Origin of the sequence: Corynebacterium lowii, assembly GCF_001412085.1 — a bacterium.
Classification (GTDB): Bacteria; Actinomycetota; Actinomycetes; order Mycobacteriales; family Mycobacteriaceae; genus Corynebacterium; species Corynebacterium lowii.
This window is the reverse complement of record NZ_LKEV01000008.1, coordinates 1-18,202: the sequence shown is the minus strand read 5'-3', so window position 1 is coordinate 18,202 and position 18,202 is coordinate 1. Positions and strand designations below refer to the sequence as shown.

The following is an 18,202-nucleotide window of genomic DNA, read 5'->3' as shown; positions in this document are numbered from 1 at the left end:
TGAAACACAGAGCCTGAAAGGTTTTCCGTAACCATGAACTTCAAGCGTTTTGCCGCTGTCGCCAGCATCGCCGCTGCCTCCTCCGCCGTGCTGGTGGCCTGCTCCGAGGAATCCGGCTCCTCCGATGGCGGATCTGTGGAGGGCCTCTCCAACACCACCGGCCAGCTCGTGGCCGAGGGTGCCTCCTCCCAGCAGCAGGCCGTGGACTACTTCGGCGTGCAGTACGGCAGCCAGGTAAGCGGCGCGAGCCTGGCCTACAACGCCTCCGGTTCCGGCTCCGGCCGCCAGAACTTCGTAGGCGGCAACGTGGACTTCGCTGGTTCCGATTCCCCGCTCTCCGATGAGCAGGTGACCAAGGCGCAGGAGCGCTGCGGTTCCGAGGCCTGGCACCTCCCCTTCGTGATCGGCCCGGTGGCCGTGGCCTACCACCTGGAGGGCGCTGAGGAGCTGAACCTCTCCGTTTCCACGGTGGCCAAGATCTTCAAGGGCGAGATCAATAACTGGAATGATGAGGCCATCGCCTCCGAGAACGAGGGCGTGGACCTGCCGGATAAGAAGATCCAGGTGATCTACCGCTCCGATGAGTCCGGTACCACGGATAACTTCCAGAAGTTCCTCAACACCGCCGTTCCCGAGGAGTGGGAGACCACCGGCCAGACCTTCCCGGCCAACGTGGGCTCCGGCGCGAATGGCTCTAACGGTGTGGCCTCCGAGGTGGATTCCATCGACGGCGCCATCACCTACGTGGAGGCCGGCTTTGCCAAGCAGAAGCAGAACCTCAACGTGGCCAACATTGACTTCGGCTCCGGCCCCGTGACCCTGGATGCCGATTCCGTGGGCGTGGCCCTGGATAACCTCACCTTCACCGGCGAGGGCAACAACATGGTGGTGGATTCCAAGGCGCTCTTCGGCATGCAGGAGGACGGCGCTTACCCGCTGGTGCTCACCACCTATGAGATCGTCTGCTCGGATTACGCCAACTCCGGCGCTTCCGAGGGCACGGCTGATCGCCTCAAGGACTTCCTCACGGTGGCCCTGAACTCCCAGGATGATTCCCTCGCCGAGCTGGGTTACATCCCGGTTACCGGTACCCACCACGATCGCCTGGCCGAGGCCGTCGAGGCTATCAAGTAAGCCTGTGAAGTAAGGATTCTCGTTTCATGGCATCTCAACTTTCTGAGGTCGATAGCCCCCAGGCGAGTTCTTCCACGGTCAAGCGCACCGGAGATCGCATTTTTGAGGGCCTATCCACGACCTCCGCGACGCTGATTACGGTCATCATCGCCGCCATCGGCCTCTTCCTGATTTGGCGCGCGGTGCCCTCGCTCTCCCGCAACGAGGGCGGCCTGTGGGGCTTCCTCACCTACTCGGGTGAGTGGCAAACGCAGAACATCTCCGCCATGCAGTTCGGTATCCCGAACCTGCTGGCGGTCACGGTGCTCATCTCCGTGGTGGCGCTGATTATCGCCATGCCGGTGGCCCTGGGCATCGCCATCTTCCTGTCTAACTACGCCCCCAAGCGGGCGGTGAAGCCGCTGGGTTACCTGGTGGATATGCTCGCCGCCGTGCCGTCCATCGTGTACGGCCTGTGGGGCTGGCAGGTGCTCGGCCCCTGGTTGGAGGGGTTCTACTCCTGGCTAGAGAGCTGGGCGGGTGGGTTCTTCCTCTTTACCGTGTATGAGAACTCCCCCTCCTTTGCGACCGGCCGCAACCTGTTCACGGGTGGCATCGTGCTGGCGGTGATGATCCTCCCGATCATCGCGGCCACCACCCGCGAGGTCTTTGTGCAAACCCCCAAGGGGCAGATCGAGTCCGCCCTCGCACTCGGCGCTACCCGCTGGGAAGTGGTGCGCATGACGGTGCTGCCCTTCGGTTTCTCCGGTTATGTCTCCGGCGCCATGCTGGGTCTGGGCCGCGCCCTGGGTGAGACGATGGCTCTGTACATGGTCATCTCGCCGTCCTCGGGCTTCCGGTTCTCGCTTTTCGACGGCGGCACCACCTTCGCCACCGCGATCGCCAACGCCGCCCCGGAGTTCAACAACAACATCTCCGCCGGTGCGTACATCGCCGCTGGCCTGGTGCTCTTCCTCTTGACCTTCGTGGTGAACTCCATCGCCCGCGCCCTGGTGAGCAAGAAATAGGAGGCAAGGATTATGACTAAAACGATTGATAAATCCCTGGCAAAGGGCTCTGCCTTCACCGATATTTCTGGCGGCCGCAAGACCGCTAACACCGTGGCCACCGTGCTGGTGTACGCCACGATGGCCCTGGCGATGATCCCCCTGATCTGGGTGCTCTATGTACTCATCTCCCGTGGTCTCGGGCCGGTGGCTGACCTGGACTGGTGGACCAAGTCCCAGCGCGGAATCATGTACATGGTTCCCGGTGGCGGTGCCCTGCACGCCATCGTGGGTACCTTGGTGCAAACGCTGATCTGCTCCGTCGTCTCCATCCCGATTGGCGTGTTCACCGCTGTGTACCTGGTGGAATACTCCAATGGCAACCGGCTTGGCCGTATCACCACGTTCATGGTGGACATCCTCACCGGTGTGCCCTCCATCGTGGCGGCGCTCTTCGTGTACTCCATGTGGATCGTCCTCTTCGGCTTTGATCGCTCGGGCATGGCGGTGTCGCTGGCCCTGGTGCTGCTCATGGTGCCGGTGATTGTGCGCAACACGGAGGAAATGCTGCGCATCGTGCCCCAGGACCTGCGCGAGGCCTCCTACGCCCTGGGCGTGCCCAAGTGGAAAACGATCATGAAGATCGTGCTGCCCACCTCGCTCTCGGGCATCATCACCGGCATCATGCTGGCGATCGCCCGCGTGATGGGCGAATCCGCCCCGGTGCTGATCCTCGTGGGCTCCACGCAGGTCATCAACTGGGACCCGATGTCCGGTCCGCAATCCTCGCTGCCGCTGATGATGGTGGACATGTACAAGGCCGGCACTGCCGACGCCGTGGTGGACAAACTCTGGGGCGCAGCCTTCACGCTGGTGCTCATCATCGCCGTGCTCAACATCGCGGCGCGGTTCATCTCCGCCAAGTTCTCGGTCAAGCGCTAATTACCACCTAAGAAACACAGGAGTCTGAGATGTCAAAGCTTGAGCTTAGGGACGTCAATATTTACTACGGCGATTTCCACGCTGTGCAAAAGGTCAACCTTTGCGTACCGGCCCAGTCCGTGACGGCCTTCATCGGCCCGTCCGGCTGTGGTAAGTCCACGGTGCTGCGCACCATCAACCGCATGCACGAGGTCACCCCCGGCGCCACGGTCAAGGGCAAGATCCTCCTCGACGGGGAAGATATTTACGGCCTCAAGGTGGACCCGGTAGCCGTGCGCAACACCATCGGCATGGTGTTCCAGAAGGCCAATCCCTTCCCCACCATGTCCATCGAGGACAACGTAGTGGCGGGCCTGAAGCTGGCCGGTGAGAAGAACAAGAAGAAATTGAAGGAGGTGGCCGAGAAGTCCCTGCGCGGTGCGAACCTCTGGGAGGAGGTCAAGGACCGCCTGGATAAGCCGGGTGGCGGCCTCTCCGGTGGTCAGCAGCAGCGCCTGTGCATCGCCCGCGCCATTGCGGTGGAGCCCGAGGTGTTGCTCATGGACGAGCCCTGCTCGGCCCTGGACCCGATCTCTACCCTGGCGGTGGAGGACCTCATTCACGAGTTGAAGGAGAAGTTCACCATCGTCATCGTGACGCACAACATGCAGCAGGCCGCGCGTGTGTCCGATCAGACGGCCTTCTTCTCCCTGGAGGCCACCGGCAAGCCGGGCCGCCTGGTGGAGGCCGGCCCCACCCGCAAGATCTTCGAGAACCCCGATCAAAAGGAGACCGAGGATTACATCGCGGGCCGCTTCGGATAAAGCGGTATAAGAAGATACATGGAAGTGCCCTCCCAACTGGGAGGGCACTTCCTATTGATGGGGAAGCATTGATGATGCTCGGGTGTCCGTCGTAGCTATCGACGCCCTGGTAGCAGCTGGTATGCGGTGGCTAGTGAGGCTTCGTTTGAGCGAGACTGCTCGGTGGTTGGTAGAGAGTGTTTTGGTACGCATGAACGAGCTTTATCAGGTACCTTATAAAGCGCTGAGACCATCAGCGGCAGTGGTATGCCTGTTTTGGGAATGTTCCCAGTGATAGTTGGGTTAAGTGGAAAGGTTAATATATGTCAATGTACCGTCGTAATCAACGTGAACTTCTGCATGATCTAAACATTACCGCAGAGAAACAGCTCAAGGCAGCACGTTTGAATAATATGCTGCAAGCCGCTTCAATGGCTCAGAATCATGCAAACCATCGAGAATTAATTGACAAAATTGAAGATGCCAATAACCGCACCGTTTCGGAGATTAAAAATCTCAACTCTGCGATGCGGAAAATTGGTTCTGAGGTTAATGGCAAATTAGAAGCCCAGAATGTCATACTCGATGCGATCCGTGCGGATCAGCGTCACTACGGTGAAGTTGCTGCCAATCAGCAATATTCGCGCTGGCGCCAGGAAAATGAGCATGGTCGTGCGTATCACTATGATTACTTGCCTAATGCTAAGCGCTATATTGATAGCTGCCTCAGTGCATCTGATGCTTGGACGATGCTTGTTCGTGAAGCTTTGCGCGTCGAAGTAATGCGTTTTACCAAGTGGAAATATTCACATTGGCTTCCCGATGCACTTCAGACTGGTATATTTATTGCGCCCCCTAAAGAGCCTCCGGTTCCGGCGGCTCCTGTTTTGAAGGAATATCCGTCAGGATTTAGCGATTCAAAAAGGAAGACAGCCCGGATTCTCGTGGCAATATTGGCATTTTTTATTAGCGTGATGGGCCTTGCGGCAGTTATGATAATTCCTGTGGGTATACTTAGCCTTATGGGGGTGGATATGGCTCCTGATAGTTCTACTTCTAAGGTCTTCAGATTTTTCATATTTGCGGTTCCTATCGCTGTTACTGTTTACTGTGACAGTCTTGTCAGAAAGCATTTCGATAAGGCGACTAAAGATATTGATGAATGGAACGTAAATGCTCGGGCGAATTACAGGGATGCGCGGTCGGAGTATGAAAATACGGTTCGGGAGAATTGGGCTTCTTGGGAGCGTGCCAATAGAGAGGCGATGCTCGAAGCTGAACGTAGATTTATTGGATTGGTTGGCGTGGATATAAGTCGGAAGGGGTGGGAATCGCAATGGATGGATCCTGGGGACTTTAAACAGTTCGCTGATATTAATAGCTTCATTAAGTCGGGCCGTGATATGCTTCCTGCTATCGATGAGTTTGTTCCGGTTCCTCCACTACGTTACCGTGAAGATCTTCCTGAACGTTATCGGCGGAGTATGCAGTCCTATATCGATTCGCTCGTAAGGGCGGATCTTGCTCCGTAAGTAATTTGGAAAGTATTAGTCAGATCCAGATTTAAAGGCATTTTTGATCTGACTAAAATATTCCAATTATGCTTGGGTATGTGGGAAGATGTGCGGTAGGGTATAACTTTGAATGGCCCTTGGTTTGGTATAAGCGACAAACCAAGGGTTTAACTATCTGTATTCTTTCTTCGCCACTGTTCCTTCGTGGGAATAAGCCCCGCCACCGCGCCGCCCAGTACGCAATAGCCCAGCACTTTCCAGCTGAACTCTACTTCTTTGGGATCGGTGCCGGAGCGGCCAAGAGTGCCTCGTGAGGCTCCAATGTTGATATTAAAGAAAGCAATGAGCAGATAGATCACTACCGCAAAGAATATGCAGAGTGCAACGGAGCGTAGTTTCTTTTTAAGAATGGCTCATTCACCTGCTCAGGGCCTGGCAGGCTTCCGTGGCGAGGTCATAATCCGTCTGCGCGGTCTCGGTAATCAGGATGGCGGTGGGCACCACGCCACCGGCTGCGGAGGTGAAAGCCCAGATATTGCGGTCCGGGCTGGGCTCGGCCAGGCTGAGCACGCAATCGGTGCCGGGGGAGGGTTCCATCCGGCGCAGGTGTGTGCCGGGTGCGGGGGCCTCCTCCACGGCGGAGGCGAGGCGTCGCTTCACCTCGGGGTCGCTCAGGGGTTTGGTCTTGAGTTCTGCGGGGAAGGAATGGTAGGCGTTCACCATCTGCTGAAGATCCACGGCCATCACCGTTTCTTCATCGGAGAGGTTGCTGCGCTGTGCTTCTTCCTCCACCTCGGCAATGGCGCGGTAGGGGAGGACGTCGGGAGTGGTGTTCTCAAAAGCGTGTGCGGCGGGAGCGCTCAATCCGAGGAGGGTAACCCCAAGGGCTGCGGCGGTGATTTTCGGCTGTTTCGGGAAACGCATTATTTCCTTTCGTTTCTGATATATCACGTAGATACCAGTATGCGCGTGATCTACGGCACCGGCAACCACTAGAGAAAGAGACCCTACAGCGAAGGCGTATCCTCCCGCGCCAGGTATTCGCTGCGCGTCATGCCCGTGCTCAGGTAAATCACGCGGGCCGCCACGCTCACGCAGTGGTCGGCATAGCGCTCGTAGTAGCGCGAGATAAGCGTGGCGTCCACGGCCTGCGTGACGGTGCCCTGCCACTGTTCTTGGTTCAGCATTCCCATCACGCGCTGTTGCACGGCGTCCACGGAATCGTCGTCCTTGCTCAACGCCACGGCGGCCTGGGCGTCGGGTTCCAGCAGAAGTTCCCGGGTTTGGGCGGCCATATCGGCCACGAGTTGAGCAAAGCGCTCGAAGTTATCCCGCTGGTCCTCGGGGATCACGGGGGCGGGGTGGCGCCTGCGGGCGGTGCTGGCGATGTGCATGGCCAGTGCTCCCATGCGGCGAAAGTCCTCCACGATGTAGATGGAGGAGACCACCTGGCGCAGGTCTCGGGCCACGGGGCCTTCCAGGGCGAGGAGTTCCACGGCGCGGGCCTCGCAGCGAGAGGCGATCTCGGCTACTTCCTCCTCCGTGGAGAGGGCGTCCTCGGCGGATTGGAGGGAGGCGCGGAGGAGGGCACGCGAGGCCTTGGTCATCACCGCGTCTACGAGGTCGCACATCACCACGAGGTCGTGGGAAAAGGCATCGAGGTGCTCTCTATAGGCGGTACGCATGGGGACAGTATAAGGCGTAAGGCTATCCTCCGCTGTTCTCTATGTCTGCCCCCACAGGCACAGTTTCGTCCTCGGGATCGTCGAGCCAGCCGTCGGGAAGCGCCACCTTGGAGGAGGAACCCTGCCGGCCCCGCGCGCCGCCGGAATCCTTGGCCTTATCGGGGGAATCCGCCCACGGGGAAAGTTCCTCGCGCAGTTCGGCCAGGCTGCTCACCTTGGCCAGGCGCCCGCGCAGTTCCCCGCCCACGGGGAAGCCGCGCAGGTACCAGCCCATGTGTTTGCGCATGTCGCGGCAGGCGCGTTCCTCGCCGTCGTGGGCGGCCAGAAGTTCCGCGTGGCGCAGGATAATGCGGGTGACCTCGCCCAGGGTGGGTTCCTCCGGCAGCGCCACCCCGCGCAGCGCGGCGGAAAGCTCGGCAAAGAGCCAGGGGCGGCCCAGGCACCCGCGGCCCACCTCCACGCCATCGCAACCGGTGCGCTCCATCATCAGGCGGGCGTCCTCGGCGGCAAAAATATCGCCGTTGCCCAGCACGGCCACCCCGGAGCCGCGCATGTGCTCCACCAGGCCGGTGATCTCCTCCCAATCGGCCTGCCCAGAGTAGCGCTGGGCGGCCGTGCGTGCGTGCAGGGTCACGGCGGCGGCTCCCTCCTCGGCGGCGATGCGCCCGGCGTCGAGATGGGTGTGGTGGGCGTCGTCAATGCCGATGCGGAACTTTACGGTCACCGGAACGTCCGTGCCCTCGGTGGCGCGCACGGCGGCCGCCACGATATTGCCGTAGAGGCGCCGCTTATAGGGCAGGGCGGAGCCGCCGCCGCGGCGGGTGACCTTGGGCACGGGGCAACCGAAGTTCATGTCGATGTGATCCGCGAGGTTTTCCTCCACGATCATCCGGGCGGCCTCGTAGGTGTGCTTGGGGTCGGTGGTATAAAGTTGCAGGCTGCGCGGGGTTTCCTCGGGGGCAAAGGCCATCATGTGCATGGTCTTGGGGTTGCGCTCAATCAGCGCGCGCGCCGTAATCATCTCGCACACGTACAGGGCGGCCGACGTCCCCGTGCGCTCCTGCTCGATCTCCCGGCACAGGGTGCGAAAGGCCATATTGGTCACACCAGCCATAGGCGCGAGCACCACCGGGGAATTGAGGAGGAGGGAACCGATCTGCAAAGTCACGCCCAACATTGTCGCCTGCCGCACCCCAGGGCTCAAACCGTAAGGTTTGCTTATCGACGCCCCGGTGCCCCTCCCCATTGGGGAATGTGCGGGAGCGTGGGTTAAACTAATGTGCGTGCCTGCGGTGCGCCCCTGGTTGGCGATAAGCGGGCACTGGGCCTTTAGCTCAGTTGGTAGAGCTACGGACTTTTAATCCGCAGGTCCCGGGTTCGAGCCCCGGAGGGCCCACAAACAAGCAGGTGAGAGGGTTTTCCCTCTCACCTGCTTTGCCGTATGGCCCTTATTTCTGTTGAGCAAGTACACGAAAAGCGCACTGGCGACGGCTCCTGTGATGGGGGTGGTCAAAGCCAACGGCCAAACCGATGATGACGGACACGGCCATTTTCAGTGCGATGTCTTTCATGGCCACCACTCTATAGTTCCACTGATGGGTCTGCATGAAAATCTGTACGCATTGCTTCAATTCCGTAACATATTTTAGCCCCGAAAAGGGGTATTGCTGAGAAATGCCTTCCACCGCACCTCTCTCCGTGGTCTAATTGTGGGGTGGTGGTCGCTAAAATGACAACTCCCCAAGGGGTAATTGTTCCCGTACCGACAAATGTTATAGCCGATTAGGCTGCGGCGGGATATTTTAATGTCAACCTATACGGATTTATGAGGGTATATGAAGAAAGAAAGTTTAGACTTTTTAGCGCGGGTGTCCATAGCAATATCATTATTAGTGGTTGTGGGAACCCTTCTGGCGATGCTTTTTACGGATTGGGGTGTTGATAGGTTTCTGGTGGTAACGTTGCCAGCCGGGCTGGTAGCCCTCGTCGTGGCGTTGGTGGGAAAGTCGGCCAAGGGGGCTGCGGCCGCAATAGGTGCGGCTATCTGTCCATTGCTGATTTTCTGGCTGAGTTTCTTTGTGTATCAGATGCTATATCTGATTAGCTTTGGGCACATAGTTCCGGGATGATGGATAGTGTGCAAGATTTGGGTGCGCCCCTGGGTGGTTGAGATACTTTAAAAGTCCTTGGAGGCTTGGAAAGGAAGCAATGTTCAAAAGCGTACAGCCCTACATTCCTGAGTTTATCGTTCTGATCGCGGGGATTTTTGCTACGGGAATATCCTCCGAATTGGGGCGGGGTAGTGGTAGCGCCGCAGCAATAGGAATAGCCTCGGCCATTATGGGGATAATCGGGATTGTCTACCGGGCGGTACTGGTTGCCACAAAGGCGGGGCAATCCACAGTCCTGTGGGTAATCGGATTCTTGATTACCCTTATTGGGGCGGTGATACTTTATCTTAGTCCTGATGGAATCCTATCGGGTCTAGTCCTCTACGCCGGGCTGGCTATGCTCACTTCCTTATTTCTCCACCGAAGCTAAAAAGAGGTCAGCGGCTACGCAGGGTTCTCCCAGGCCAGGATCATCGCCTTTGCCTTTGATTCATCTCCGCCCAGGGCGGGGGCAACCACCGCCACCTTATCCTCCATCGTTGGAGCCTTACCGGATTTTCTCAGCGCAGATATTCTCTCAAGGGAGGTGGGGTTAAGTGGGAGGAGCCCTTGGGGCTCCTCCCACTTTCCCAACTCAAGCTGATGCAGGGAGGCGATGAGGTTTCTCGATGCGATCTCTTCTTCCGAGGTCAAGCGCATATGCAGCGCCGCCCTTTTGTATCTATATGGTTGCGATACATTCTGCTCGGGAGCACCGGCCTCCAAGAACATCAACCGAGATATTTGGAGTTCCAGGAACTCGATCTTCTTCGATAGATTTTCGTGGTCCTGTGTGGTCAAAGATTCCTCCCTATCAAGAGATACCGGGTGACGGCGGAAAGAGTCACTCCAAAGGCAAGCACCCCTGCAACTCCTCCAGGCGATAAAAGGCCGATTGCGGCTCCATCGGGGTACACCCCTCATGGAAGGGGGTTGCGCGCTCGTTATAGAGCATGCGCACCACTACTTCCCCGCTCTGGTTCTGAAAGGCATCCCACTGGATATTGGCCGCCATAGGGGAAACCGCCTCCCCGCGCCAATCGGAGTTCTCATAATCCATCACCTCATTGGCAGGGGTCCCATGCTCGGAACCGGGGAGGCGGAGCAGGGCGGCCAGGGGGATGATGGTCTCGGCGTGGCCAAAGCGGAAGTCCGCGGCGTTATCACCGCCCGCGGCGCGTTCTTCCACGCGGGCCAGCATGTCCTCAAGCAGCGGCTCGTAGTTGTCGTAGGCCACGGTTTGCCCCTCGATGGCGGGGCCTTTTTGGTAGTAGTCCTCCACGTCGAGGAGGTAGGCGAGGGTGGGGCCGGTGGAGTCGTCGATGTAGCGGTGGAAGATCCACCCTTCCGCAGGGGTGGAGGTTTCCTCGCTCAGAGCCGGGGCGCTCAGGTAGAGGTTATAGAAGGGCAGCGCGGCCTCCACGAGCCCGGTGACCTCCTTGGATTCGTCCTCGCTCCCGGTGAAGGTGAGTTCTCCCGCCTCTAGGGAGTCGATGAAGGAGGGCTGAAAGATGTGGCTGAGCAGACCGCGCGCCGCCTCCTGCGCCTGGGGCTGGGTATAGGCGTGCTCGATCTTTTCCTCTAGGGTGTCGCTCTTCTTCCATTCCTGGTAGCGCTCGTAGCTCGGCAGGCTCTTGTCCTTGTGGGCGTAGAGAAGGGCGGTATTGGCGGCGATGTCCACGTGCTGTGCGGTGGAGTCGTAGTCGGTGTGTTCGCGCAGCGTGGGGGCGGTATCCAGCAACCCGGAACCGAAGTTCCAGCCGGAATCGGTGGCGCGATCCTCCCCGGAGGAGGTGAAGCTGAGTCGGGCGGCGGGGTCGTCGTTAAGCGTGGCGAAGAACTCCGCATTGCGTTCGGCGTTGCGCTGCCCGATGCCGCGCAGTTCCTCGCGGCCCAGGGTGGTGAGGTTGCCGTAGCCGCTTTCTTGCCCCGGCCCGCCGCTGAGTTCCTGGTTGACTTTGGTCATGGCGGCTACCTGCGCAATGAGGTCGTGGCCTAGATCGGTGAGGTCGCCGGATTCCTCGGCGGAGCGCAGCATTTGGGCGGCGAGGTCATCGTATTTAAAACTGGATAATCCTCGGGAGCCGTGGCGGTTCACGGTGGTGGTATATATTTGCTGGAATCCGTTTGGGGCGGGGGAGTATTCGGCGTAATCCTGTCGTGGGGAATAGGGCTGTTTGGTGCTGTAGTAGGGGTTTTCTTCCTGGGCGGAGGCGGTGCAGGCGCCCAGGGCTGTGGCGCAGAGAACAATGGGGAGGAATGAGCGTAAGCGCATGGCCTGAATGTTATAAGCGTTACGGTGTGCTCGCAGTTCAGAGCCGTATTCTGGATTGTGTCACCGAAAAATAAGAAACCACGGGAGCAAAGCCAGCATGAGATGGGGGTGCGGGCGGACGCCGTATTGCGCCTGGGCATGATGCTGATGGGGGCCGGGGCGAGCGGCTATCGCGTGATTCGGGGGATGAAGCGCGCGGCCCGCGCCGTGGGTTTTGAGGGGCTGGACGCGGTAGTGATGGTCACCACCATCACCTGTACTTTCCACGCCGAGCATGATTTCCGCACGGTCGTGGCGCACCAGGGGCGCGTGGAGGTGGACGCCTCCCGCATTGAGGCCCTGGAAACGCTGGCTCATCGCGTGCGCCCGCCGATGAGCGCGGGGGAACTCATGGCAGAGCTGGACGTGATCGAGTCAGGCGTGCGCAAGCGCTGGCGGCTGTGGGTACTGGCGCTGGCGGCGGCCTGCGCGTGCGCGGGGTGCGCGGTGCTCAATGGCTTTGGGGCCAGGGAGATCGCGCTGGTGGCGGCAGCGGCGGCGTTGGGGCAAACCATGCGGGGCTGGTTGGCGGGGAAGCACGTGCAAACGGTGGCGTCGGTAGCAGCGGGCGCGGCGGTGGCCTGCGCGGTTTATGCCCTGGGTGCGGAGGCGGTGGGGGCCTCGGAGGCGGGTTTTGTGGCCGCGGTGCTTTTTGTGGTGCCGGGTTTTCCGCTCTTCTCCGCGCTGATTGATCTGGCCCGCTGCGATATTGCCGCCGGGATCACGCGCGCCGCCTACGCGATGACGCTGATGGCCGCAGCGGGCTTCGCGGTGCTCCTGGTGGGCTGGGCCGCGGGCCTCAACCCCTATTCCGAGGTCTCCTGCAAGCCCAGTTACGGCTGGGTGCTGGCGGCAAGCGCGGTGGGCATCGCCGGTTTTGCCCTGCTCTTTAATTCCTCACGCCGCATGGCCCTGGCCGCCGTAGCCATCGGCACGGTGGGTAGCGCGGTGCGGTGGCTGCTTATCGACGCCACCTCGGCCCCCTTCATCGCGGCCTGTGCGGGTGGTTTGGTGGTGGGCCTCTTGGGATTCGTGGTGGCGCGGGTGGCAAAAATACCCAGGGTGACCACCACGGTTCCCGCGGCGGTGGTGATGATCCCCGGCCCTGCGATGTACCGCGCGGTCTATGCCCTGGGCGTGGGGGATATGGCGGCCGTGGTGCAGCACTCCGCCACGGCCGCGATGATGGTGCTTTCCATCGGCGCGGGTTTGGTACTGGCGCGTTTACTCACGGATCGTGATTGGGCGCTGGGGCGGCCCATTGACTTTTCGCACTACCGCTAGGACTTCACCATGCGCTGAATGGCCTTCATGGCCTCGTCGATTTTCTCGCTGCCGCCCTCGCCCTCCTCGATGGCGTTGGTCACGCAGTGATGGAGATGATCGGACATGAGGGCCACGGAGAGGTTGTGTAGGGCTGCGGTAGCGGCGCTGATCTGGGTTACGACGTCGATGCAGTAGGTGTCCTCGTCAATCATGCGTTGCAGCCCGCGGATTTGCCCCTCGATGCGCTTGAGGCGGGTGAGGTAGGCATCTTTTTCTCCGCTATAGCCGTGTTCGGTGCTCATGGGGAGCCATTCTAACCGCCCGGGGCCTGCTAATTTGGTGGTGTTGAGGGCGTCGCGTATATTTCAGGAAGCCGTGAGAAACGGCAGGCCCCCATCGTCTAGCGGCCTAGGACACCGCCCTTTCACGGCGGCGGCACGGGTTCGAATCCCGTTGGGGGTACGAGGTTTCACCTCAATACATGATGAATATGGCCCTGTGGCGCAGTTGGTTAGCGCGCCGCCCTGTCACGGCGGAGGTCGCGGGTTCAAGTCCCGTCAGGGTCGCATGGTTCAAGGCTTCGGAAGGAAACTTCCGGAGCCTTTTGCTTTACCCAAGGATAACCGTAAAAACGGCGCTGGCCTGCTGATTTGATAGCCGTTGTCCGCTCTGTGTAGAGTATCTTCTCGTGCAAAGGGCATTCCCGGAGCACGGCTTTAAGGCCCTGTGGCGCAGTTGGTTAGCGCGCCGCCCTGTCACGGCGGAGGTCGCGGGTTCAAGTCCCGTCAGGGTCGCCAAGAGGTCACCTGGTGATTTCTTCGGCCAGATAGCTCAGTCGGTAGAGCACACGCCTGAAAAGTGTGGGGTCGCCAGTTCGATCCTGGCTCTGGCCACAAGATAGCGATTCCGCTGCATAAGCGGGGTCGCTTCTTTTGTTTTCGGCTGTGCCCTTTCGTCTATACTCAGTGAAATGAGTAACACTATCACCCATGATGTTCAGAATCACCGCTACGTGCTCACCGTGGAGGGGGAGGAAGCCGGCTTTGCCGATTACGCCCCGCGCGAGGAAGGCGTTAAGGACTTCAACCACACCGTGATTCACGAGGCCTTCCAGGGCAAGGGCCTGTCCAAGGTGCTCGTGCGCGGAGCCCTGGATGACGTGCGGGATAACGGCCAGCGTATCGTCGCCACCTGCTCCGCCGTGCAGCACTTCCTCAGCCGCAACCCCGAGTATGCGGAGCTAGAGGTTAAATAACGTAAAAGTCCGGGTCCACCAGCTTGGTGCGCTCGTGGTGGCCCCTGGGCCGGTAGGTGGCGGGGATTCCCACGGCGATGTGATGGGCGGGCACGTCCTTGGTTACCACGGCGTTGGCACCCACGGCGCTGCCCTCCCCGATGGTGATGGGCCCCAGAACCTTGGCACCCGCACCGATGGTCACGTTATCTTCCACGGTGGGGTGCCTCTTCGTCTGTGTGAGCACCTGCCCGCCCAGGGTCACCCCGTGGTAGAGCATCACGCCCTCGCCTATCTCGGCGGTCTCTCCGATCACGATGCCCATGCCGTGATCTATGAAGAAGCGCCGCCCAATGGTGGCGCCGGGGTGAATCTCCACCCCGGTGAGAAAGCGGGTGAACTGCGCCAGGATGCGCGCGGGGCCTTTGAACCCGCGGTTCCACAGGCGGTGGGCCACGCGGTGTGCCCAGATGGCGTGGAGCCCGGAGTACACCACGGCGTTTTCTAGGTTCCCACGGGCGGCGGGATCGTGTTCGCGGGCGTTGGCTAGGTCCTCGCGCAGCATGGACAGCAGACCGCTCATGCTTTCTTCCTTTCACAAGACTTAAAGGCAGGGAAAACCCCGTTGCTCTGTGTAACGATACGAGCAACGGGGTGTATTCCGGGGAGTTTTAATCTTTAATCGCGGATGTCCTCGTAGAGAACGGTGGATACGTAGCGCTCACCAAAGTCCGCCACCACGGTCACGATGGTCTTGCCCTTGTTCTCCGGGCGGGAGGCCAGTTCCACGGCGGCCTTGATATTTGCGCCGGTGGAGATGCCGCCCAGGATTCCCTCTTCCACGCCGAGCTTGCGGGACCACTCGATCGCCTCTTCGTTGCTCACGGTGAGCACATCGTCAAGCACCTTGCGGTCAAGCACCTCGGGGATGAAGTTGGCACCAATGCCCTGAATCTTGTGGGGGCCGGCCTTGCCCTCGGTCAGCAGCGGGGAGGCAGCGGGCTCCACGGCGTACACCTGAGCCTCCGGGTTGCGCTCCTTGAGCACCTGGCCCACACCGGTCACGGTGCCGCCGGTGCCAAAGCCGGCCACGAAGATGTCCACCTTGCCCTCGGTGTCCTCCCAGATCTCCTCGGCGGTGGTGGCGCGGTGAATGGCGGGGTTGGCGGGGTTGGCAAACTGGCGGGCCAGGATTGCGCCCTCGCGGGAGGCCACGATCTCGTTGGCCTTATCCACCGCGCCCTGCATTCCGGCGGAGCCGGGGGTGAGCACGATCTCGGCGCCGTAGGCACGCAGCATCACGCGGCGCTCGGCGGACATGGTCTCCGGCATGGTCAGCACCACGTTATAGCCCTTGGCCGCGCCCACGAGGGCAAGCGCGATACCGGTGTTACCGGAGGTGGCCTCCACGATGGTGCCGCCGGGCTTGAGCTCGCCCGCGGCCTCGGCGGCGTCGATAATGGCCTTACCAATGCGGTCTTTCACGCTGTTAGCGGGGTTGAAGGACTCTACCTTCACCAAAACCTCTGCGCCGAGATCCTTGGTGAGGCTGTGCAGACGCACCAGGGGAGTGTGCCCGATGGTTTCCGTGATGTTCTCGTAGATCTTTGCCATGATTGTGCTCCTTGGCGTGTTGATTCTATGTGTGCGCGGTATCGCACACCGATGCACCTCACTGTACACCATATGGGTAGACAGAGTTGTTCGCTAATGGTGAACGGATTGGTATTTTCTGCGCTTGATTGGCGGGAGGAAACGGCACTTCCCCAGAATGGGGGCAATCCTTTGACGGGGAAGGCAGTTCACTTTGCCCCCATTAGGGGGTTAGAATTGACAGATGATGTCCATTGCCCAAGTTCCGATGCCGTGCCTTACGGGGCGCGCGCGTCGGGTGTGCTAGGAGGAACTTGTCATGGATGCTCAGCGGATTCGGGATGACGAGGACGCCATCCGCGCGGCTCTTACATCGCTGAAAACCGCCACCGGCATTCCGGTGACCATGTTTGCGAGCATGACCACGGGGCGTCGGCTGCAAATCACTCACTGGGTGGGGCTGCGCACCCCGGCGCTGCATAATCTCATCATCGAGCCGGGGGTAGGGGTGGGTGGCCGCGTGGTCACCACGCGACGCCCCGTGGGGGTGAGTGATTACGCCCGCGCGAGCCTGATTTCGCACGAGAACGATAAGGCGATTCAGGACGAGGGGCTTTATTCCCTCGTGGCCGTGCCGGTGATAGTGCACCGCGAGATTCGCGGCGTGCTGTACGTTGGGGTGCACAGCCCGGTGCGCCTGGGCGACAAGGTGATCGAGGAGGTCACCATGACGGCCCGCACCCTGGAACAGGATTTTGCGGTCAATGCCGCCATGCGCACCGCCGCTTTTGCCAAGGCGGGTGCGCTCAAGGTGGGCAGGGGAGGCAACGCCGCGGAGTGGGAGCAGCTGCGCTCCACACACTCGCGCCTGCGCATGCTGGCCAATCGCATTGCGGAGGAGGAGGTGCGCCGGGAGCTGGAATTGGTCTGCGATGAGATGATTAGCCCCGCCCCCGTCAAGCAATCCACCAAACTCTCGGCCCGGGAACTGGACGTGCTTTCCTGCGTGGCGCTCGGCCACACCAACGTGGAGGCGGCCGAAGAGATGGGCATTGGGCCTGAGACGGTGAAGAGCTACCTGCGTTCCGTCATGCGTAAACTCGGCGCGCACACCCGCTACGAGGCGGTCAACGCCGCCCGGCGTATCGGCGCGCTGCCCTGAGCCGCTGCACCTGTGGCGGGTTCCAGCTAGGGTCAAAGGCGTGAAAGATCGTTTTGTGGTGACAGGCGGCGCCCGCCTCGAAGGGGCCGTGAAAGTAAGCGGCGCAAAGAACAGCGTGCTCAAACTCATGGCCGCGGCCTTGCTGGCGGAGGGGACAACCACGCTGCGCAATTGCCCAGAAATCCTGGACGTTCCCCTCATGCAAAAGGTGCTAGAGGGGCTCGGCTGCATAGTCACTATCGACGGCCCCGTGGTGCGGATCACCACTCCCGCCATGCCCACGAGTGACGCCGACTTCGACGCCGTGCGCCAGTTCCGCGCCTCCGTGTGCGTGCTCGGGCCACTCACCGCGCGCTGCGGCCGCGCCGTCGTGGCGTTGCCCGGAGGCGACGCCATCGGCTCGCGCCCGCTGGACATGCACCAGTCCGGCCTGGAAAAGCTCGGTGCCCGCACCCGCATCCAGCACGGCGCCGTGGTGGCGGAGGCCGACGCCCTCGTCGGCGCCCCCATCACGCTCGACTTCCCCTCCGTGGGCGCCACTGAAAATATCCTCACCGCCGCCGTGCTGGCCCAGGGGCGCACGGTGCTCGATAATGCTGCCCGCGAACCCGAGATCGTGGACCTCTGCGAGATGCTGACCTCGATGGGCGCGCAGATTCAGGGGGCCGGTACCTCCACCATCACTATCGACGGCGTGGCCCGCCTCTATCCCACCGATCACGAGGTGATCGGGGATCGCATCGTGGCCGGAACCTGGGCCTATGCCGCCGCCATGACGCGCGGCGACATCACCGTGAGTGGTATCTCTCCCCGCAATCTTCACCTGCCCCTGGAAAAGCTCAAGATGGCGGGCGCGGAGATTGAAACCTACGAGACGGGCTTTAGGGTGCGCATGGGCCGCCGTCCCTCGGCGGTGGATTACCAAACCTTGCCCTTCCCCGGATTCCCCACCGATCTTCAGCCGATGGCCATTGGCATTTCCGCCGTGGCGCAGGGCACCTCGGTGATTACCGAGAACGTCTTTGAATCTCGCTTCCGCTTTGTCGATGAGATGTTGCGCCTGGGGGCCGATGCCACCGTGGATGGGCACCACGTGGTGCTGCGCGGCATGGAGCGGCTTTCCTCCACTGAGGTGTGGTCCTCCGATATTCGCGCCGGGGCGGGTCTGGTGCTTTCCGCGTTGGTCTCCGAGGGGGAGACCGTGGTGCACGATGTGCACCACATTGATCGCGGCTACCCCAAGTTCGTAGAGAACCTTCGTTCTTTGGGTGCGACTATTGAACGTGTGAGTGCCTAGAAAATAGGCCTCTGGCCTGGGTGTTTGTGTGGTGGTGGGGTGGTGTGTAAATTAGTGCGAGTCGCCGCGACAAGGCCCACCCCACACAATCAGGGGTGATCGCCGTGTGGTGGTTGTGTTGTGTGAGAACTCGATAGCGTACC

The 18,202-nt window shown here is 60.8% G+C and carries 20 protein-coding genes and 5 tRNA genes; 15 read left to right on the top strand and 10 right to left on the bottom strand.

What is annotated here, in order from left to right; genetic code table 11:
* Positions 1-33: 33 nt before the first annotated feature.
* The 5 genes from pstS to Clow_RS11860 all read left to right on the top strand — a co-directional run bounded on the left by pstS (position 34) and on the right by Clow_RS11860 (position 5,376).
* Positions 34-1,134 carry a phosphate ABC transporter substrate-binding protein PstS gene (pstS, locus tag Clow_RS10445; protein WP_055178970.1) on the top strand — a complete coding sequence of 367 codons (1,101 nt, stop codon included), beginning with the start codon at positions 34-36 and terminating at the stop codon, positions 1,132-1,134.
* Between the two features lie 26 nt (positions 1,135-1,160).
* Positions 1,161-2,141 carry a phosphate ABC transporter permease subunit PstC gene (gene pstC, locus Clow_RS10440; protein WP_055178968.1) on the top strand — a complete coding sequence of 327 codons (981 nt, stop codon included), beginning with the start codon at positions 1,161-1,163 and terminating at the stop codon, positions 2,139-2,141.
* A gap of 12 nt (positions 2,142-2,153) precedes the next feature.
* Positions 2,154-3,062 (top strand): phosphate ABC transporter permease PstA, encoded by a 909-nt coding sequence (pstA, locus tag Clow_RS10435; protein WP_055178966.1) that lies wholly within the window; start codon positions 2,154-2,156, stop codon positions 3,060-3,062.
* Positions 3,063-3,091: 29 nt separating this feature from the next.
* A complete protein-coding gene (gene pstB / locus Clow_RS10430) occupies positions 3,092-3,865 on the top strand; it encodes a phosphate ABC transporter ATP-binding protein PstB (RefSeq protein WP_055178964.1) in 774 nt (257 codons plus the stop codon).
* 308 nt (positions 3,866-4,173) lie between these two features.
* Positions 4,174-5,376, top strand: coding sequence for a hypothetical protein (locus Clow_RS11860; protein ID WP_156334905.1), 1,203 nt, complete (start codon positions 4,174-4,176; stop codon positions 5,374-5,376).
* 149 nt (positions 5,377-5,525) lie between these two features.
* Here the strand turns inward: Clow_RS11860 and Clow_RS11855 are convergent, their stop codons facing one another.
* The 4 genes from Clow_RS11855 to dusB form a co-directional block, all read right to left on the bottom strand.
* A complete protein-coding gene (locus Clow_RS11855) occupies positions 5,526-5,717 on the bottom strand; it encodes a hypothetical protein (protein WP_156334902.1) in 192 nt (63 codons plus the stop codon).
* A gap of 58 nt (positions 5,718-5,775) precedes the next feature.
* Positions 5,776-6,282: a hypothetical protein gene (locus Clow_RS10420; protein WP_055178960.1), complete on the bottom strand. Its 507-nt coding sequence runs from the start codon at positions 6,280-6,282 to the stop codon at positions 5,776-5,778.
* Between the two features lie 83 nt (positions 6,283-6,365).
* Entirely contained in the window at positions 6,366-7,043 is a 678-nt protein-coding gene (phoU, locus tag Clow_RS10415; RefSeq protein WP_055178958.1) for a phosphate signaling complex protein PhoU, read from the bottom strand.
* Positions 7,044-7,065: 22 nt separating this feature from the next.
* Positions 7,066-8,211, bottom strand: coding sequence for a tRNA dihydrouridine synthase DusB (gene dusB, locus Clow_RS10410; protein ID WP_055179085.1), 1,146 nt, complete (start codon positions 8,209-8,211; stop codon positions 7,066-7,068).
* Between the two features lie 155 nt (positions 8,212-8,366).
* On the opposite strand from dusB, the gene Clow_RS10405 reads away from it, so the two are divergent.
* Positions 8,367-8,439: transfer RNA gene (locus Clow_RS10405), tRNA-Lys, on the top strand.
* A gap of 52 nt (positions 8,440-8,491) precedes the next feature.
* Here the strand turns inward: Clow_RS10405 and Clow_RS10400 are convergent.
* Positions 8,492-8,728, bottom strand: coding sequence for a hypothetical protein (locus tag Clow_RS10400; protein ID WP_055178956.1), 237 nt, complete (start codon positions 8,726-8,728; stop codon positions 8,492-8,494).
* A 150-nt stretch (positions 8,729-8,878) separates the two neighbouring features.
* Between Clow_RS10400 and Clow_RS10395 the strand changes: the two genes are divergently transcribed.
* Positions 8,879-9,172: a hypothetical protein gene (locus tag Clow_RS10395; protein ID WP_055178954.1), complete on the top strand. Its 294-nt coding sequence runs from the start codon at positions 8,879-8,881 to the stop codon at positions 9,170-9,172.
* A 426-nt stretch (positions 9,173-9,598) separates the two neighbouring features.
* Here Clow_RS10395 and Clow_RS10385 read toward each other — a convergent pair whose 3' ends face one another.
* Together Clow_RS10385 and Clow_RS10380 are read right to left on the bottom strand one after the other, a co-directional pair.
* Positions 9,599-9,994, bottom strand: coding sequence for a hypothetical protein (locus Clow_RS10385; protein ID WP_055178950.1), 396 nt, complete (start codon positions 9,992-9,994; stop codon positions 9,599-9,601).
* 43 nt (positions 9,995-10,037) lie between these two features.
* Positions 10,038-11,468 carry a histidine-type phosphatase gene (locus tag Clow_RS10380; protein WP_055178948.1) on the bottom strand — a complete coding sequence of 477 codons (1,431 nt, stop codon included), beginning with the start codon at positions 11,466-11,468 and terminating at the stop codon, positions 10,038-10,040.
* 102 nt (positions 11,469-11,570) lie between these two features.
* Between Clow_RS10380 and Clow_RS10375 the strand changes: the two genes are divergently transcribed.
* Positions 11,571-12,791 (top strand): threonine/serine exporter family protein, encoded by a 1,221-nt coding sequence (locus Clow_RS10375; protein WP_055178946.1) that lies wholly within the window; start codon positions 11,571-11,573, stop codon positions 12,789-12,791.
* Here Clow_RS10375 and Clow_RS10370 read toward each other — a convergent pair.
* Positions 12,788-13,075 carry a metal-sensitive transcriptional regulator gene (locus tag Clow_RS10370; RefSeq protein WP_055178944.1) on the bottom strand — a complete coding sequence of 96 codons (288 nt, stop codon included), beginning with the start codon at positions 13,073-13,075 and terminating at the stop codon, positions 12,788-12,790. The two genes, Clow_RS10375 and Clow_RS10370, sit on opposite strands and share 4 nt — an antisense overlap.
* A gap of 87 nt (positions 13,076-13,162) precedes the next feature.
* On the opposite strand from Clow_RS10370, the gene Clow_RS10365 reads away from it, so the two are divergent.
* From Clow_RS10365 to Clow_RS10345, 5 genes are all read left to right on the top strand, one after another.
* Positions 13,163-13,235, top strand: a tRNA-Glu gene (locus Clow_RS10365).
* A 30-nt stretch (positions 13,236-13,265) separates the two neighbouring features.
* A tRNA-Asp gene (locus tag Clow_RS10360) sits at positions 13,266-13,339 on the top strand.
* A 154-nt stretch (positions 13,340-13,493) separates the two neighbouring features.
* Positions 13,494-13,570 (top strand) — tRNA-Asp (locus Clow_RS10355).
* A gap of 23 nt (positions 13,571-13,593) precedes the next feature.
* A tRNA-Phe gene (locus Clow_RS10350) sits at positions 13,594-13,666 on the top strand.
* 77 nt (positions 13,667-13,743) lie between these two features.
* The gene (locus tag Clow_RS10345) at positions 13,744-14,028 is read left to right on the top strand and encodes a GNAT family N-acetyltransferase (protein WP_055178942.1); all 285 of its coding nucleotides are present in this window, start codon (positions 13,744-13,746) and stop codon (positions 14,026-14,028) included.
* On the opposite strand, the gene epsC is transcribed toward Clow_RS10345, so the two are convergent.
* On the bottom strand, positions 14,021-14,590 hold the full coding sequence (epsC, locus tag Clow_RS10340; RefSeq protein ID WP_055178940.1) for a serine O-acetyltransferase EpsC: 570 nt from the start codon (positions 14,588-14,590) through the stop codon (positions 14,021-14,023). The genes Clow_RS10345 and epsC overlap by 8 nt on opposite strands.
* 95 nt (positions 14,591-14,685) lie before the next feature.
* Positions 14,686-15,621 carry a cysteine synthase A gene (cysK, locus tag Clow_RS10335; protein WP_055178938.1) on the bottom strand — a complete coding sequence of 312 codons (936 nt, stop codon included), beginning with the start codon at positions 15,619-15,621 and terminating at the stop codon, positions 14,686-14,688.
* 298 nt (positions 15,622-15,919) lie between these two features.
* On the opposite strand from cysK, the gene ramA reads away from it, so the two are divergent.
* Positions 15,920-16,762 carry an acetate metabolism transcriptional regulator RamA gene (gene ramA, locus Clow_RS10330; RefSeq protein ID WP_055178937.1) on the top strand — a complete coding sequence of 281 codons (843 nt, stop codon included), beginning with the start codon at positions 15,920-15,922 and terminating at the stop codon, positions 16,760-16,762.
* A gap of 40 nt (positions 16,763-16,802) precedes the next feature.
* On the top strand, positions 16,803-18,059 hold the full coding sequence (gene murA / locus Clow_RS10325) for a UDP-N-acetylglucosamine 1-carboxyvinyltransferase (RefSeq protein ID WP_055178935.1): 1,257 nt from the start codon (positions 16,803-16,805) through the stop codon (positions 18,057-18,059).
* The last annotated feature ends 143 nt before the right edge of the window (positions 18,060-18,202 follow it).